The following is a 14,823-nucleotide window of genomic DNA, read 5'->3' on the forward strand; positions in this document are numbered from 1 at the left end:
AACTGATGGATGACAATGAAATTCAAAAAACTATACATGTAGCTACTTATGGAATTGCTGATATGCTTAGAGAAAATATAAATAGTTTTACAAATGAAGAGTTTGATTTATAGATGCAATATCATCTAGATACTTGCTATATCCTAATTTAATAGGATATAGAAAGTATATTAGTAGAAAATAGCAATATTACAGTATTCAAGTGATTTTAATAAGTATAAGAGGGATGATTACGTTAAAAAGATTATATAAATTCACAACATATTAAAATTGTTCATTAAGTCGACCAAACTTTAACTTACTTTTCAATACAATAAGATTTAAAAAATATCTATTTTTTCATTATCATAATTTAGAAACTTTTTCATCTCTGGATTCACAACAATACTACATATAACAATAAGTCCCACTATGGCACTTCCTATTATAATAGCTCTTGGATTCATAAATTCACCTAATACGCCTCCAACAAAATTTCCAATAGGTGAAATAGCCATTGCTAAGGTACCTATTGTAGCAAATACCTTTCCTCTTTTATCTGATGGTGTTAGCTCCATTATGGTTGAGTTTGCAAGTGTATTGAATACAAACATGAATCCAAATGCAGTTGTAAAGCATATTATTATTATTATGAAGTTATTTGTAAATGCACTAAATCCTATAAGCGATACAAAAGTTATTATTGAAAAAATATAGACATTATATTTATGAGTTGACTTAATATTTACAAATGATAATACAAATGTACCTATTAAAAATCCAAAACTTTGAAATCCATTTAAAATTCCATATTTAGTAATTCCAAGATAAGGGTTAGATAAAAACCAAGGTATTATTAAAACTCTTATCATTCCAAATAGAAAATTTATAAAGAAAGCCATAATTAAGCTTCTAACTAAACCTTTAAATTTTAATATAAATTTTATACCTTCCATGAAATCTTCTTTAAAAGTTATATTTATATTTTTTCTTTTTATTTTAGGAATTGTGATAAACCCTTCAGTAAAAGCCGAAAATATGTATGAGACTGAATTAATTAAAAACATCAAAGGTGCTCCGATGACTGTATATAGAAAACCACCTATAGATTGACCAATTATATCTGCTCCTGTCGTTGCCATTTGATATGATGAGTTTGCCTTAATTAATTTATCATTTGGGACTATTTCTGGAAGTACAGACTGTATTGATGGATTAAAGAAAGATGAACATATTCCAAGTACTATTCCCATTAGCATTACCATCCATACTTTTAATAACCCATTTAGTGCTAATATAGCGATAATTAATATTCCGATTCCTCTTATTAAATCCCCAAGTATAATTAACTTTTTCCTATCACATCTATCTACTATAACACCTGCAAAAGGACCTAGTATTATTCTAGGTATTGTAACTAAAGCCATAATACTACCCATAATTGTAGTTGAGCCAGTTTCTTGCAATACCCAAAAACCTAAAGCCATTGAGTACAATGCATCTCCAAATATAGATACCAATTGACCCTGCCATAGTAAAAAAAAGTTCCGATTCCATAATTTCATAGATGTCCCCCTTAAAATATAGTAATTAAATACTATCTATAATGGTATATTAATACAAATACTATGACAATATAAATCTCTTGATATATAATTTTCAAAGTACCCACTAAAACAGATGATTTCGTGAATACATAAAATAATCATACATTTACTTCTTCAAGTCTTTTGATTTTACTTTTTAAACTTGCAATAATCGCATCTTTATTATTATCATTTATTACTATTTTACCTTGTGATTGATGGTGCCTAAGAGTTTCAATACGCTTTCTAATATCTTCATTGTCATACAATGTTTTTTGTAATACCACTTTCATTTACAATCTTATTAAAATTAATAGGATTTTGAGCTTTGATAGCCTCTGTATTCCCTTATCAACCTTTTCTTGTGTTATGAAGACCGCAATTTTTATATAATGCCAAGTAACTACACTTTTGATATCATATAGATAAATAGGGATTTGAAAGAGAGAGTGAAATATATGGAATTAGAAACTGACAGAACAGTTCTTCGTAATTTTGAAGAGAAGGACTTAGAGGATTTACATAATTACTGTAGTCAAGAAGGTGTTGGAGAAATGGCTGGATGGAAGCATCATAGTAATATGTTAGAATCAAAAGAAATATTATATAGAAATATTAAAAACAGTAACATTTTTGCAATAGAAAATAAAGAAAATAAAAAAGTGATTGGTCATATAACAGTAAACAGCGATTCTGAGAACGGAAGAGATGATACAAAGGAATTGGGATTTGTACTGAATAGTAATTACCATAATCAAGGAATAATGACAGAAGTGATTTATCAGATTCTAGATTATCTATTTTCTAAAGAAATAGAATATATATATGCTTGTTGTTTTCAAAATAATAAATCATCTAAACGATTGATTGAAAAATGTGGCTTTACCATTGAACAAGAAGGTATATTCTATTCAGAATCGCTTAATAAAACGTTTAAATCATTTGAGTATGTTTGTAGTAGAAGTGACTGGCAGCTACAGAAAAATCGTTTATAAATTCCAATTTTTAGAGTAAAATTAGTAAACTATATAAAAACATCTAAACTTTGGATATTTTTGTATAGTTATAGATGTTTTATTTCTTACTTATTATATAATTGTCTAATAGAGCCTTTATTAAATTAATTAAGGAATTGAACATTTCAGTCATAATATAAAAGTCAATGTGATATATATGTAATATAGAGATATAAATATATCACATTAACAAAGGGGGATTTATTTATGAAAGCATTAAACAAGTACTGTATTTTATTTGCATTATTTGGATTTCTAGGTTTTAAAAAATTAAACGGTGACCCATTAGGTCTGTTATATTTTGGCTTCTTTGCACAACTTTCTCATATTTGGTGGAACAAACTAGGAAGTTGCGAAGATGAGCGCTTAATTTATAATAAACAACGAGCAGGTTCAATAGCTCTTTATACAGGATTTGTACTAGCAATTGTAGCAAGCGTATTAATTAGGCTATATACAGTAGATATATTAACACTTTATAGAATGCAAGTATTAATAATAGCACTTACTTTTGCAATATCAGTGAATTTATGGGCATTTTTAACTTACAAATTTGATACAGGGAACTAAGAACTATGACAAAGTTTAGTAGTAATTTAAAGAGATATCGTCAATTTAATGAATTAACTCAAGAAGAGTTAGCCAATAAAGTTAATGTTAGAAGGGAAACTATAGCTCGTTTAGAAAATGCCAAATATAATCCTTCACTTGAATTAGCTGTTAGAATATCAAGGGAGCTAAATACTCCCATAGAAGAATTATTTATTTTTGAATTTTAATTAGTTACTAAACTCATCCTTAGGGGGGATTTATATGTATGAGTATAAATTTATGGAAGTGCCATTAAAGAAAGGATTTAAAGTTAAGCCTGGTGATACTTTTGAAGAATGTAAAAGTATCATTCATAGAGAGGCTAAAAATGGGTGGAGATTAAAGCAGGTTATTATTCCTACAAATGAAAATAAGGGTCTAAGTGTTCCGTATTGTTACCAAATTATTTTTGAGAAAGAAATAAATTAATTCTGAAAAAAGTTATAAAACAGAAAAAATATATTATAAAAAAGTAAATATTTATTGCTAAACGATAATATAAAGTATACAATTAATATATACTTTATATTTTAAGGAGATAATATTTATGAATACTAGTTTTTTAAGAAATACTTTGTTAGCTTTTTTATATCTAGCACTAGCAAGTTTTGGTGTGATAATTATATTTTTACCAACAGCATTTATATCAGCACTTACATCTGATTTTAGCTTTTTAATGTTAGTAAATTTATTTTTTAATACGTGGTATATATTCAACTACTTTATAGTAATTAGAAAATTATTAGCTATGATAAAAACAACAAATACGACTCCATTTATATTTGATAATGTAAAGAACTTTAAAACTATGGGATATTGTTTATTTATTAATAGTGCTTTTGAACTTATTATAGGTTATAAAGGAAGTCAAAATATTGGTAATATACAGATCTTGGCAAGTAACAATGGAGCAATAACTCCAACTATGATTATATGCTTTGTTTCAGCATTAATGTGTTTTGTAATTGCTGAGATATTCTACAAAGCTATAAAAATAAAAGAAGATAACGACTTAACAATATAGAAGAATATTATGTAGCACTTAGTAAAAGCTAGGTGCTTTTGTTGTATTAAAAAATAAAAGTATACACCTAGCTACTCTCATAAATGATAATTATGATATAATGATAATATATTTCAATTATAAAAATGAAAGGAGAACATTATGGAAGATGTTAATAAATTTCAAAGTTTAATTATTTTGTTTATGGTTGCAATAGGTATATTAATAGGTCAAATAGAATTTATACAAATTTATTCCGAATACTTAATAACTCCATTTTTAATGATAATGCTATTTTTGGTATTTGTACAAATCCCATTAAGAGATATTGGTAGCTCATTTAAAAACTTAAAATTTACATTAACTGCAGTAAGTATCAATTTTATATGGACACCAATTATTATTTTTATTTTAGGTAGGTCATTTTTAAGCAATAATCCTGAGTTGTTAATAGGATATATTATGCTAATGGTTACACCATGTACTGACTGGTATTTAATATTTACTGGTATAGCGAAAGGAAATGTAGCTCTTGGGTCATCTATATTACCTCTAAATCTAATATTACAGTTATTATTACTTCCAATATACATATTTATTATAGGAGGAACGAGTGTAGATATAGATACAATGAGTTTGGCAAAAGGTGTTATATATAGCTTGATAGTACCTTTATTATGCTCGATTATAGCTAGAAAAGTTATCATAAGTAAAATAGGAAAGGATAACTTTGATGAAAAAGTTGTTCCAAAAGCTTGTGATTACCAAGGATATTTCTTAAACTTAGCTATAATAAGTATGTTTTCTTCACAGGGGAAGATACTTTTACAAAATCTCCAAGTATTATTAATTTTATTAGTACCAATATTATTATTTTTTATTATTAATTTTATTGTTGGAAGATTAATGAGTAAGGTTACTAAGTTAAATTATGAAGATAGTGTTTCATTAAATTTAACTACACTTGCCAGAAACTCACCAATTGCTTTGGCAATTGCTGTAGCAACATTTCCGGACAAACCACTAATATCATTAGCACTTATAATAGGTCCTTTGATAGAATTGCCTATATTATTTTTGATTTCTAAAATCTTACTAAACATGAAGGTTAATGAGAAAAATTTAAAATGTTAAATCAAAGAAATATTGTAAAGTAAGGGAGGAGTAATACTTAAATTATTCCTCCTTTTTGTATTCTCAAAAGATCTGTAAGATAAAATAACATCTTATTTTAGAAAAATTTCTAATATATGAAAATATTTAAAACGTTTTATAGAAAATACATGTCTAATATATATACAGAAAAATAAGGAGGGGGAATAAAACATGAAAAGCAAGAAAAGAATCATAATAAGTACACTAATTATAATTGGAATAATACTTATTTCGCTACCTTTATATTCAGCATATAAAGAAAATCAGATGAAAAAGTTAGTTGAAGTTACCAACCATATGTTTGAAACATATATAAAAAAGGGTGAACAAACATACGCTAGCCAAAATATGAAAGCCAAATACACACCAACTGAAACAGTTCTAATAGCAGGAGATAGTAAAGAATTTGTAGCTCTAGTATACTTTGAACTTAATGTTGATGTAAATGGAGAAAATGATTATACTTCTGCAGTACACACAATGAGAATAAAGAAAATAAACAAGAATGATTACAAAATAATAGCAGAAGGCGATGAAGCATCCACAAAAAATCTAAAATTATTAAACTACTCAAACAAGAACAATGAGGAGCTAGATAAAATAAAAGAGGAAGTAAATAATGAGGAATATGAAAAAATAGAAGGAATAGGATACAGTGCAAATGCACAAGAAATAATGTTAACTTATGATAATGAAAGAAATTGGGTAAAGGTTCCTATTTCAACAGACTATATACTTTCAAATGTAAAAGAACCACAATATGAAAATCCAGAAGAAGCACCTGCAATAATAAAACCAATATTGAAAGAAAACACTTACTATATATCTCATGAGAAGACAGCTTTTATATCTACAAATCAATCAGACATATTAATAACTATAAGTAACGATAAAGGTAAATCTTGGAGTGAGTTTACTTTAGATGGCGCTTATCAGGGTGGTGATTTATACATAGGATTTAGTTCAGAGGATGTAGGCTACTTTGCTTTTACTACTGATGTTGCTATGGGAACTCAATATAATTATATTTATACAACTAAAGATGGTGGAAAAACATGGAGTGAAATTGGAAATACCAATGAAGTATACCATCGTGTGGTTACAGGTATTGGTTTTTTAGATGATAAAGTAGGGTTTGTTGGATTTAGATATGAAAGTGATAATAATCCAACTGTATACAGAACAGATGATGCAGGTGATACTTGGAATAAGATCGAAGTACATCTTCCATATGAATATGCATCAGATTATGCTACACCTCTTTCGCCTAAGTTCAAAGACGATATAGGGATACTGCCAGTAAAGCTTAGAGATAATGATAAAATAATTAATTTTGTATCTAAGGATAAGGGATTGACTTGGGTATATAGTGAGGATATAGCAAAATAAACTTGTAGTAGTTGCAATCATAATTAAACTAGGAGAAGATAGTGAATGAAAAAACTAGCGATACTAACGACAATAGTAATAAGCATAAGCCTAACAGGGTGCAGTATTAAAGCAGAAAATGATAAACCAAATGACAACAAAGAATTAAACCGTGAAGCAATACAAACAACACCTACAGAAAATGAAGTAGATTATAGTGATAGTTTTGATGGAATAAATGGTTGTGCTTTATTCTTTAGCCCAGATTATAATACATACAATATATACAACAAAGATTTACTAAACGAACAAATATCTCCATACTCTACCTTTAAAATTATTAACTCTTTAATGGGACTATCTCAAAATGTAGTAAGCTCAGCAGACTCAAAGCTAGGATATGATGGTAAAGTACATTGGAGAGAAGAGTGGAACAAAGATATTACATTTGAAGAAGCTTTCAAAGAATCTTGTGTGTGGTACTATGAAAAAATTATGGATTCATTAGATAAGGAATATGTACAAAATAAATTAACAGATTTAAAATATGGTAATAGTGATATTAGTGATTGGAATGAATATGGACACAATACTTTTTGGATATCATCATCCTTAAAAATATCACCACTTGAACAAATAAAAGTATTAGAAACTATATTTGAAGGCAAATCATCATTTGAACCTAAGCATGTTGATTTAGTTAAGGACTTTATGTTAGTTGAAAGTAATAAAAACTACTCAGTGTATGGAAAGACTGGTAGTGCAAAACATACAAACTCTTGGTTTACAGGGTTTATTGAAAAAGATGATAAAAGAACTTACTTCGCTGTACGTATAGACGATAAAAGTCAAGAACTAGCCGGCTCAGTAGCGAAGAGCATAGCTTTAGATATTATAAAGAAACACTATAATAGTTAATAAACTATACAATAGAGTTTATAATATTAACATATTATGAATTAGAGTATATTAAAAATAGTTAGACTTTGGATGATTACTCCAATAGTTCTAACTATTTTTGTTGCCTTATAAGATAATTCAAAAATATACTATTCTACAATATATGCATTAACAATTTCACCATAGTAAGCTATGTGGAAATCTCTGTTAGCTCCATAGAATGAGCTTTCTACATCTTGTGGGTAAAACTTGCATTTATCTTCTTCAGTAATCTCATTCTCGTCTTGCTTTTGTTTATATATAACCTTACACTCAAGTGTCAGTGGAAGTTCTTTAATAGCTGGAACTGAAATATTATTTGGTGACTCAAGCGTCAAGTTAAGCTCACTAATTTTATCAGTATCATGACCAGATTTAGTACCACAAACACCTAATATTTTCTTGTTAAAATCACCAAGTGGTATATTTATAGTAAATTCAGGATTTCTCTCAAGTTGTTGTTTTGTAAAGCGATTCTCTCTTACGAAAGCTGTAAAAATTGGTTTTCCCCATTCAATTCCAAGAGTACCCCATGAAATAGTCATAGTGTTAACTTTGCCATCTGCCTTTGTTGTTAACAAAACACCTTTCTCAATAGCTTTCATAATTTCAGTTGCATAATCAAATACTTGTATCTCTTTTTTCATAATATCATCCTCCTTGAATATTTGTTATCTCTATGATAAATTAATATGTAATTAGTAGCAAGTATGCACTTTTTAGTTAGATACTATCAAAAAGGAGAGTAAAGAATGAACAATGATGTAAATGTAGTACCGTTTGCTTATGCAATGTCTTTGATTGATGGTAAATGGAAAATGCACATATTATTTTGGCTTTGGAAAAAAGAAATTCTTAGATATAGTGAGCTAAAACGTTCACTTGGAACAGTTACTCACAAGATGCTTAGTACGCAGTTGAAACAATTAGAAGCAGATAATTTAATTATTCGTAAAGAATATCCTCAAGTTCCTCCAAAAGTAGAATACTCTTTATCAGAAAGAGGATTAACAATTATGCCTGTGTTGGAATGTCTATGCAAATGGGGTAATGAACATATCAATGATTAATGTTATTTGCATATTAGATTTTTAATTAAAAAAATATTAATTGACAGTAGACAGATGTCGTACTATACTTTAAATAAGAAGTAGGCAGATGTCTACTATCTTTAAAATGAATAGTAGACAAACGCCGTAAAAAGAGGAGGAAATTAGATTTGAAGAAAATTCCTAGAACAGAACTTCAAGTTATGAAGTTTATATGGGCTCAAAATAATAGTAAAGTAGCCTCAGTTGAGATTATAAAATTCATGAGTGAAGAATATGATTGGTCCAAGGGTACTACATCAAAGACTCTTATTAGACTAGTTGAAAAAGAGTTCTTAAGACAAGAAAAGGAAGGTAGATTAACATTTTATTTTACGATTATTAGTAGTGAAGAGTATTTAAAATTTGAAACTCAAAATTTCTTTAGCTTTGTCCATGGTAACTCCTTATCAAGTATTATATCAGCCCTTGATGATTCAAAGGATATATCTGAAGACGATATTAGATCATTAGAAGATTGGATAAAAAATAGGTAGCGCCACGTGGTGGCTTAAAAGGTGATAATATGAATTATTTAATAGAGCAAATAAGACTACTTTAAAAAATATATCATCTATAAATATAGAAGCTATCAATATAAATAATTATACTAAAATTATGTTTTATATTTGGATAATTGGAGCCTTGTATTTGGCTATAAAGAGTATTTACAAACAGATTATATTCCATAGTAAAATACAAAATATAACTTACATAGTTACGGATGAGGTAATAATTAAAAGCTTGCAAGAGCAAAAGAAGGCTTTAAACATAAAAAGAGATATTAACGTATTTAAAGTGGACGGGCTTTCTTCACCTGCTTTAATAGGTATCATAAAAAATAGAATAATAATACCTATAGCACAGATTTAATACAAGAGAATAGAAGTATAGGAGGAGTAATATGGAATTAAAAATAGAAGATCTATATAAATCATATAGAAACAAAGAAGCATTAAAAAACATAAATATCACAATGAAATCAGGTACATATGGATTACTTGGAGAAAATGGAGCGGGTAAAAGTACTCTTATGAGAATACTTACGACTATTGATTTTCAAACAAAAGGAAGTGTTACATTTGATGGAGAGGATATAGTAAAACTTGATGAAAAGTATAGAGAAATAATAGGATATATGCCACAAGATTATAATGTATTTCCAAGCTTTACAGCAAAAGAGTTCTTAGAATATATGGGGACATTAAAAGGGATTGAAAAAGATAAATTAGATAAAAGGATTTTAGAAGTCTTAAAATTTGTAAACTTAGAAGATGTAGCAAACAAAAAAGTAAAGTCATTTTCAGGAGGTATGAAAAGAAGAATAGGTATAGCACAAGCAATACTCAATGACCCTAAGATACTAATATTTGATGAACCAACAGCAGGGCTTGATCCAAAAGAAAGGATAAGGTTTTCTAATATTATAAGTGCTATGTCAAAGGATAAAATAGTTATACTATCAACACATATTTTATCTGACATAGAAGCAATAGCAAATGATTTAATAATAATAAACAAAGGAGAAGTAGTAGAATCTGACAATATTGACAACCTAGTAGAGAAAGTTAGAGGCAAAGTATGGGAAGCATTAGTTAACCAAGAGACATTCAATAAAATAAGTCAAGATAGAAAAGTAATACATAGAAAACAAGAAAGACAAAGCATACGCGTAAGATATGTGGGAGAAGAATATGAGGGTGTTATAAATAAACACTTAGAGCCAAGCTTAGAGGACTATTATGTATCTAACTGTCTTTAAATAGATTATTTGCAAGCTAATTACTTCTAAGTAATGATCTATTTATAAGCTTAGCAAAAACTATTCTTAATCAATAATTACTTCTAAGTCTAATTAGATATCTTAAAGGAAGTAAAATATATAGATATGTTAAAAAAATAATGAGAGGTTGATAATATGAAAAAATCAAAAAAAGTAATAATAATGGGAGCAATACTAATGAGTTTAACATTGAGTGTGGGATGTAGTTCAAGAAGTGGAGAGGTAAATATTGTAGATGGAGACACAATAGATAGACTTCCAGAAGACCAAAGAGATACAGAAATAGATAAAGCACTTGCAATTATAAGAAAAGCGAGAAAAGATAGCGTTACAGTTAAAGATGGATCAACAACCATAATTTCAGATAATGGATCTAATTTGCCAGGTCAAAGTGAAAATATTCCTGATTTCAGTAATGAACCAATGGAAAATTGGAAACAACTTTCAGAAGTTACACATGATTATATTGAAAATGAATTAAAGATTCCTAAAAGACCTATATATGAGTATGATACATCAATATGTATCGATCCAAGAATAAATGAAATTTATGATGTTGATGATAAAGGGGTAGCTAGTGGCTATGATAATGAGAATATAATGACTTATGAATATGAAACTGAAAAAGATGATATATATAGCTATTTAATTTTGGTAAGAGATTCAAAGGATAGCCCATGGAAGATAGTACATAATGGAAATAGCTATAAAAAGTAGGGGTGCCAATATTATGAAAGAATTAGTAAAATTTGAATTTAGAAAAATATGGACTCAACTCACTATAATATCTGTAATATCACTTGTTGTAGTTAGTACAGCGCTTAATTTTCTGGCTTATTACAGTAACCATGGAGGAATTAATAGTGATGGTGAGATAATAACAGGGTTTAAAGCTTTTAGAATAGTAAAAAATGAGGCTAAAGATACGAGAGGAGTTATGGATCAAGGCTACCTAGATAATCTAGTTAAAAAGTTTAATTCAAGTAAAGAAAAGCTAGAGCATGAAGATAAGCTTGGAAATTATCTTACTAAGTATGATGCTTCAAATCATATTGCGAACTTTGCTAATTATGGTAAGGATAATTTTAATATTTACATGAATCTAGATTTTGACTTTTTAAAATCAGAAAAAGACTTTTATAATCAATATAAAAGATCTGCAATTGATGCTATACAATTTGATTTACAAAAGAATTGGTTTAAATATACAGATAATCAGATGAATAAGATAACTGAAAAAATAAATAAAATAGATACTCCTTTTAAGGTAGATTATTATGAAGGAATATCTTATTTAATATGGCAATATACAGAGCAAATTTACTTTGTAATTGCTGTTGTAGGATTTGCTCTGAGTTCACTATTTTCTAAAGATAGCAATAATGGAATAGATGAACTTACACTATCCTCTAAATTTGGAAGAAAGAAAAATATGAATGCAAGAATTATTGCAGGAAATATATTTGCAGTAGTAGTCTATATAATATTTGTAGGGATACTATTTATAGAGCATGGAGCGATAGGATCACTACAAGGATGGAATCAATCTATACAAAATGTATGGCATACTTGTTTATACAATATAAGCTTAGGTACAGGTCTTTTAATTATGATAGGGAAGGGGCTTTTATCAACACTATTAGTTGCTAATCTAGTTATGTATATATCTATAAAAGTGAGATATTCAAAACTAGCCACACTTTTATCTTTATCAAGTATATGGTTGCTTATAAGATTAACATATACAGATAATCCTCTACAACTACAACTTAATCCTATGTACTATTCTAGAGTTAGCCTTGGGTATGAAGTGTTTTATTTTATAGGAGACCTGATGATTCCTTATACATTAGCATTTTTAGTACTAGGATGTGTATATATGATTATTGTAAGAGTATTAACAGTAAGGCAGTATAAGAGATATAAGTTAAATTAGATAACATCAGATATAAAAAATAAAAATATTAGACTAGGTGGTTAAAATAAATGAAAGAAATTATAAGAGTTGAAAGTAAAAGGATATTAAGCCGTAAATCTTATCTTATAATCTCTATAATAATTTTAATATTTTCTATTTTTAATAGTTTATCATCCTTGAGAAAATACAATGTATACGATCCATCAGGAAATATTATTATATATAGCAAGGATAATCTAAAAGAATCAAAGCTAGATAAACACAATAAACTATTAGATGAAAAGACTATAAAAGAAGTTGTAGAGCGAAAAGATAAAAGTAAATATTTATATAATTCAAATCTAGTTACATTAATTGCATTGAATTATGAAAAGAAGGTCGAGGATCTTACAGATAAAGATATAAGTAACTTCTATAGTCAAAGGGTATCAAATTTCAAATCTATGAAGATTAAGGCAGCTAGAGAAGAGGATAAAGAAACTTTTGCTAATATTGGGAAAAAGCTAAATACACCTATACAACTAGGTTATACAGAAGGATGGAAAAATTTAAATAATGATATGACAGACTTTGTGACAGTTGTTATATTTATTATTCCATTCATTATTTTATCTATATTTGGAGAGGATCCAAAAACAAGAATGAAAGAAATATATACTGCGACTAAGCATGGTAAGTGTGATTTAGTTAAAGCTAGAATAATAACTGGATTTAGGGTAGGTGCTATAATTTATACTACAGCAATATTTATATTTTCACTTTCAAAATTATTGATACTTGGATTTAAGGGAGCTAATTTACCTATCCAAAGTAGTGTGAATTACTTCTTTTGTCCATACAATATAACTTATTTTGAGCAGTACTTAATAAATGTAGTAGTAGGATTTATGGCAATGTTAGTGTTAGTAGCTATAACACTTTTAGTTTCATCAGTATCAGAGCAGATTTTATCATCTGCAGTAGTTGTAACCTTTATTTTGGGAATAATGACTATGCTACCTAATAATAAGTTTTATTTTAATCATTATTTCAAGAACTTTGTACCATATAGTATGACTAACTTTAAACATTATTATCTTTATCCTGAGATTTACAATGTATTTGGTAAAATCATACCTACTTATACCTTAGTTACTTTAGTATCATTTATAGCTTGTATAGTATTTATTATTTTGACAGTAGTTATATCAAATAAAAAGCTATCTAGTACATTAAAATAATAAATTAATTCATAATTATTAAAGCATTATCTGACTTAATTTCAGGATTGGTATTGAGTATTAAGATATATATTTACAATAGTATACTGATTATAGAAATAGAATTGCTACAGGTAAAGACTTTTAAATACTGTATTTGAGGTAGCTTTTTCTGTATGTTATTCAAATATTATTTTATTATTTATAAAGGTTGATATAATTGGGTTAAAGATAACAGAACTTCATATACTATCAACTTAATATTTCGGTATTTGAAGATGCTATGATGTGGATATTTCAATTCAAGAAGGAGGAAATACTATGTATAAGAAAATAGGAAAGCTATATTGGTTTTTATCTATTTTACCAATTATAATAACTTTAATGGTTTTACCATACTTACCAGGACAAACTCCTGTTCATTATGGATTAGGAGGAAGTGTAGATCGTTACGGAAGTAAATATGAAATACTTATAATTCCTTTACTTTGTATTATAACGGCATTCTTAATTCCATATTTAAGTAAGAGAGATGATAAATATGATATCAACTCAAAGTCAAATAAGAAGGTAAATAACTTTATATTCCTTTTAATGAATATATTAAACCTATTTTTCTTATATAATGCTTACACAAATTCAGAAAATATAAATGGAAATTTAACCTCTAATATGCCTAACTGGATACTTCCTATAATGTTTATAATAATGGGAACTTTTATGCATAAGACATCTCCAAATCCTGCATTTGGAATAAGAGTAAAAGCTACTTTAGATGATGAAGAAGTATGGTATAAAACTCACAAAATGGCAGGAAAGCTTTGGGTTATTACTGGAATATTAGCATTAATTATAATCTCATGGAGTAGTTTTAATTATGCAACTACTATCACTTTTATTATCTTAGCAGTGGATACTATTATTCCTATTATTTATGCAAATAAGATTTATAGATTAAAACATAATGATTAGCTAGAGTAATAATAAAATACTAATGCAAGTAAATAATATATAAAAAATTAGACACTTTAGAAATAAAGTGTCTTTAATATACTTGTTTTAAATAGTAATATAACGATTAATATACTTGATTAATAATTCAATAAAAGCTGATATTAAATATTAAGTGATGCTGATTCATCATCTTTATACTCCTTAGTAAGTAAAAATGGCAAGAATATTATGGCGTTACCTATAA

General features: G+C 27.5%; 19 protein-coding genes. 16 read left to right on the forward strand and 3 right to left on the reverse strand.

Going from position 1 to position 14,823, the window contains the following annotated elements; all coding sequences use genetic code 11:
- Positions 1 to 320 precede the first annotated feature (320 nt).
- Both CHL78_RS14295 and CHL78_RS21010 read right to left on the reverse strand, forming a co-directional pair.
- A complete protein-coding gene (locus tag CHL78_RS14295) occupies positions 321 to 1,544 on the reverse strand; it encodes an MFS transporter (RefSeq protein ID WP_094367127.1) in 1,224 nt (407 codons plus the stop codon).
- Between the two features lie 140 nt (positions 1,545 to 1,684).
- Entirely contained in the window at positions 1,685 to 1,858 is a 174-nt protein-coding gene (locus CHL78_RS21010) for a hypothetical protein (RefSeq protein ID WP_199534064.1), read from the reverse strand.
- 144 nt (positions 1,859 to 2,002) lie between these two features.
- On the opposite strand from CHL78_RS21010, the gene CHL78_RS14305 reads away from it, so the two are divergent.
- The 8 genes from CHL78_RS14305 (at position 2,003) to CHL78_RS14340 (ending at position 7,616) form a co-directional block, all read left to right on the forward strand.
- Positions 2,003 to 2,560, forward strand: a complete 558-nt coding sequence (locus CHL78_RS14305) for a GNAT family N-acetyltransferase (protein WP_243446450.1) — start codon at positions 2,003 to 2,005, stop codon at positions 2,558 to 2,560.
- A gap of 228 nt (positions 2,561 to 2,788) precedes the next feature.
- Positions 2,789 to 3,151: a DUF3796 domain-containing protein gene (locus tag CHL78_RS14310; RefSeq protein ID WP_094367125.1), complete on the forward strand. Its 363-nt coding sequence runs from the start codon at positions 2,789 to 2,791 to the stop codon at positions 3,149 to 3,151.
- 5 nt (positions 3,152 to 3,156) lie between these two features.
- Positions 3,157 to 3,360 carry a helix-turn-helix transcriptional regulator gene (locus tag CHL78_RS14315; RefSeq protein WP_094367124.1) on the forward strand — a complete coding sequence of 68 codons (204 nt, stop codon included), beginning with the start codon at positions 3,157 to 3,159 and terminating at the stop codon, positions 3,358 to 3,360.
- A gap of 34 nt (positions 3,361 to 3,394) precedes the next feature.
- Positions 3,395 to 3,601, forward strand: coding sequence for a DUF4177 domain-containing protein (locus CHL78_RS14320; protein ID WP_094367123.1), 207 nt, complete (start codon positions 3,395 to 3,397; stop codon positions 3,599 to 3,601).
- 118 nt (positions 3,602 to 3,719) lie between these two features.
- Entirely contained in the window at positions 3,720 to 4,196 is a 477-nt protein-coding gene (locus CHL78_RS14325; protein ID WP_094367122.1) for a DUF2975 domain-containing protein, read from the forward strand.
- A gap of 141 nt (positions 4,197 to 4,337) precedes the next feature.
- Positions 4,338 to 5,309, forward strand: a complete 972-nt coding sequence (locus tag CHL78_RS14330) for an arsenic resistance protein (RefSeq protein ID WP_094367121.1) — start codon at positions 4,338 to 4,340, stop codon at positions 5,307 to 5,309.
- Positions 5,310 to 5,501: 192 nt separating this feature from the next.
- Entirely contained in the window at positions 5,502 to 6,719 is a 1,218-nt protein-coding gene (locus tag CHL78_RS14335) for a WD40/YVTN/BNR-like repeat-containing protein (protein ID WP_094367120.1), read from the forward strand.
- 45 nt (positions 6,720 to 6,764) lie between these two features.
- Entirely contained in the window at positions 6,765 to 7,616 is an 852-nt protein-coding gene (locus tag CHL78_RS14340; protein ID WP_094367119.1) for a penicillin-binding transpeptidase domain-containing protein, read from the forward strand.
- Positions 7,617 to 7,747: 131 nt separating this feature from the next.
- Here CHL78_RS14340 and CHL78_RS14345 read toward each other — a convergent pair whose 3' ends face one another.
- On the reverse strand, positions 7,748 to 8,284 hold the full coding sequence (locus CHL78_RS14345; RefSeq protein WP_094367118.1) for a flavin reductase family protein: 537 nt from the start codon (positions 8,282 to 8,284) through the stop codon (positions 7,748 to 7,750).
- A gap of 105 nt (positions 8,285 to 8,389) precedes the next feature.
- Between CHL78_RS14345 and CHL78_RS14350 the strand changes: the two genes are divergently transcribed.
- The 8 genes from CHL78_RS14350 (at position 8,390) to CHL78_RS14385 (ending at position 14,597) form a co-directional block, all read left to right on the forward strand.
- The gene (locus CHL78_RS14350; protein WP_094367117.1) at positions 8,390 to 8,707 is read left to right on the forward strand and encodes a winged helix-turn-helix transcriptional regulator; all 318 of its coding nucleotides are present in this window, start codon (positions 8,390 to 8,392) and stop codon (positions 8,705 to 8,707) included.
- A 149-nt stretch (positions 8,708 to 8,856) separates the two neighbouring features.
- The gene (locus tag CHL78_RS14355) at positions 8,857 to 9,222 is read left to right on the forward strand and encodes a BlaI/MecI/CopY family transcriptional regulator (RefSeq protein ID WP_094367116.1); all 366 of its coding nucleotides are present in this window, start codon (positions 8,857 to 8,859) and stop codon (positions 9,220 to 9,222) included.
- A 79-nt stretch (positions 9,223 to 9,301) separates the two neighbouring features.
- A complete protein-coding gene (locus tag CHL78_RS14360) occupies positions 9,302 to 9,598 on the forward strand; it encodes a M56 family metallopeptidase (protein WP_274541858.1) in 297 nt (98 codons plus the stop codon).
- 31 nt (positions 9,599 to 9,629) lie between these two features.
- Positions 9,630 to 10,487 (forward strand): ABC transporter ATP-binding protein, encoded by an 858-nt coding sequence (locus CHL78_RS14365; protein WP_094367114.1) that lies wholly within the window; start codon positions 9,630 to 9,632, stop codon positions 10,485 to 10,487.
- A 156-nt stretch (positions 10,488 to 10,643) separates the two neighbouring features.
- Positions 10,644 to 11,225 carry a hypothetical protein gene (locus tag CHL78_RS14370; protein ID WP_094367113.1) on the forward strand — a complete coding sequence of 194 codons (582 nt, stop codon included), beginning with the start codon at positions 10,644 to 10,646 and terminating at the stop codon, positions 11,223 to 11,225.
- Between the two features lie 13 nt (positions 11,226 to 11,238).
- Entirely contained in the window at positions 11,239 to 12,444 is a 1,206-nt protein-coding gene (locus tag CHL78_RS14375) for a hypothetical protein (protein WP_094367151.1), read from the forward strand.
- A 50-nt stretch (positions 12,445 to 12,494) separates the two neighbouring features.
- The gene (locus CHL78_RS14380) at positions 12,495 to 13,646 is read left to right on the forward strand and encodes a hypothetical protein (RefSeq protein WP_094367112.1); all 1,152 of its coding nucleotides are present in this window, start codon (positions 12,495 to 12,497) and stop codon (positions 13,644 to 13,646) included.
- Positions 13,647 to 13,946: 300 nt separating this feature from the next.
- Complete coding sequence (locus CHL78_RS14385) at positions 13,947 to 14,597, forward strand: SdpI family protein (RefSeq protein WP_094367111.1); 651 nt, start codon at positions 13,947 to 13,949, stop codon at positions 14,595 to 14,597.
- The last annotated feature ends 226 nt before the right edge of the window (positions 14,598 to 14,823 follow it).

The organism is Romboutsia weinsteinii, from assembly GCF_002250835.2.
Taxonomy (GTDB): Bacteria; Bacillota; Clostridia; order Peptostreptococcales; family Peptostreptococcaceae; genus Romboutsia_A; species Romboutsia_A weinsteinii.

Bases quoted from the DNA above. Each gene is read 5' to 3' on its own strand.
- CHL78_RS14345 (WP_094367118.1), bottom strand. From the start codon at position 8,284: ATGAAAAAAGAGATACAAGTATTTGATTATGCAACTGAAATTATGAAA.
- CHL78_RS14325 (WP_094367122.1), top strand. From the start codon at position 3,720: ATGAATACTAGTTTTTTAAGAAATACTTTGTTAGCTTTTTTATATCTA.
- CHL78_RS14340 (WP_094367119.1), top strand. From the start codon at position 6,765: ATGAAAAAACTAGCGATACTAACGACAATAGTAATAAGCATAAGCCTA.
- CHL78_RS14335 (WP_094367120.1), top strand. From the start codon at position 5,502: ATGAAAAGCAAGAAAAGAATCATAATAAGTACACTAATTATAATTGGA.
- CHL78_RS14370 (WP_094367113.1), top strand. From the start codon at position 10,644: ATGAAAAAATCAAAAAAAGTAATAATAATGGGAGCAATACTAATGAGT.
- CHL78_RS14385 (WP_094367111.1), top strand. From the start codon at position 13,947: ATGTATAAGAAAATAGGAAAGCTATATTGGTTTTTATCTATTTTACCA.
- CHL78_RS14365 (WP_094367114.1), top strand. From the start codon at position 9,630: ATGGAATTAAAAATAGAAGATCTATATAAATCATATAGAAACAAAGAA.
- CHL78_RS14380 (WP_094367112.1), top strand. From the start codon at position 12,495: ATGAAAGAAATTATAAGAGTTGAAAGTAAAAGGATATTAAGCCGTAAA.
- CHL78_RS21010 (WP_199534064.1), bottom strand. From the start codon at position 1,858: ATGAAAGTGGTATTACAAAAAACATTGTATGACAATGAAGATATTAGA.
- CHL78_RS14295 (WP_094367127.1), bottom strand. From the start codon at position 1,544: ATGAAATTATGGAATCGGAACTTTTTTTTACTATGGCAGGGTCAATTG.
- CHL78_RS14310 (WP_094367125.1), top strand. From the start codon at position 2,789: ATGAAAGCATTAAACAAGTACTGTATTTTATTTGCATTATTTGGATTT.
- CHL78_RS14375 (WP_094367151.1), top strand. From the start codon at position 11,239: ATGAAAGAATTAGTAAAATTTGAATTTAGAAAAATATGGACTCAACTC.
- CHL78_RS14320 (WP_094367123.1), top strand. From the start codon at position 3,395: ATGTATGAGTATAAATTTATGGAAGTGCCATTAAAGAAAGGATTTAAA.
- CHL78_RS14315 (WP_094367124.1), top strand. From the start codon at position 3,157: ATGACAAAGTTTAGTAGTAATTTAAAGAGATATCGTCAATTTAATGAA.
- CHL78_RS14330 (WP_094367121.1), top strand. From the start codon at position 4,338: ATGGAAGATGTTAATAAATTTCAAAGTTTAATTATTTTGTTTATGGTT.
- CHL78_RS14350 (WP_094367117.1), top strand. From the start codon at position 8,390: ATGAACAATGATGTAAATGTAGTACCGTTTGCTTATGCAATGTCTTTG.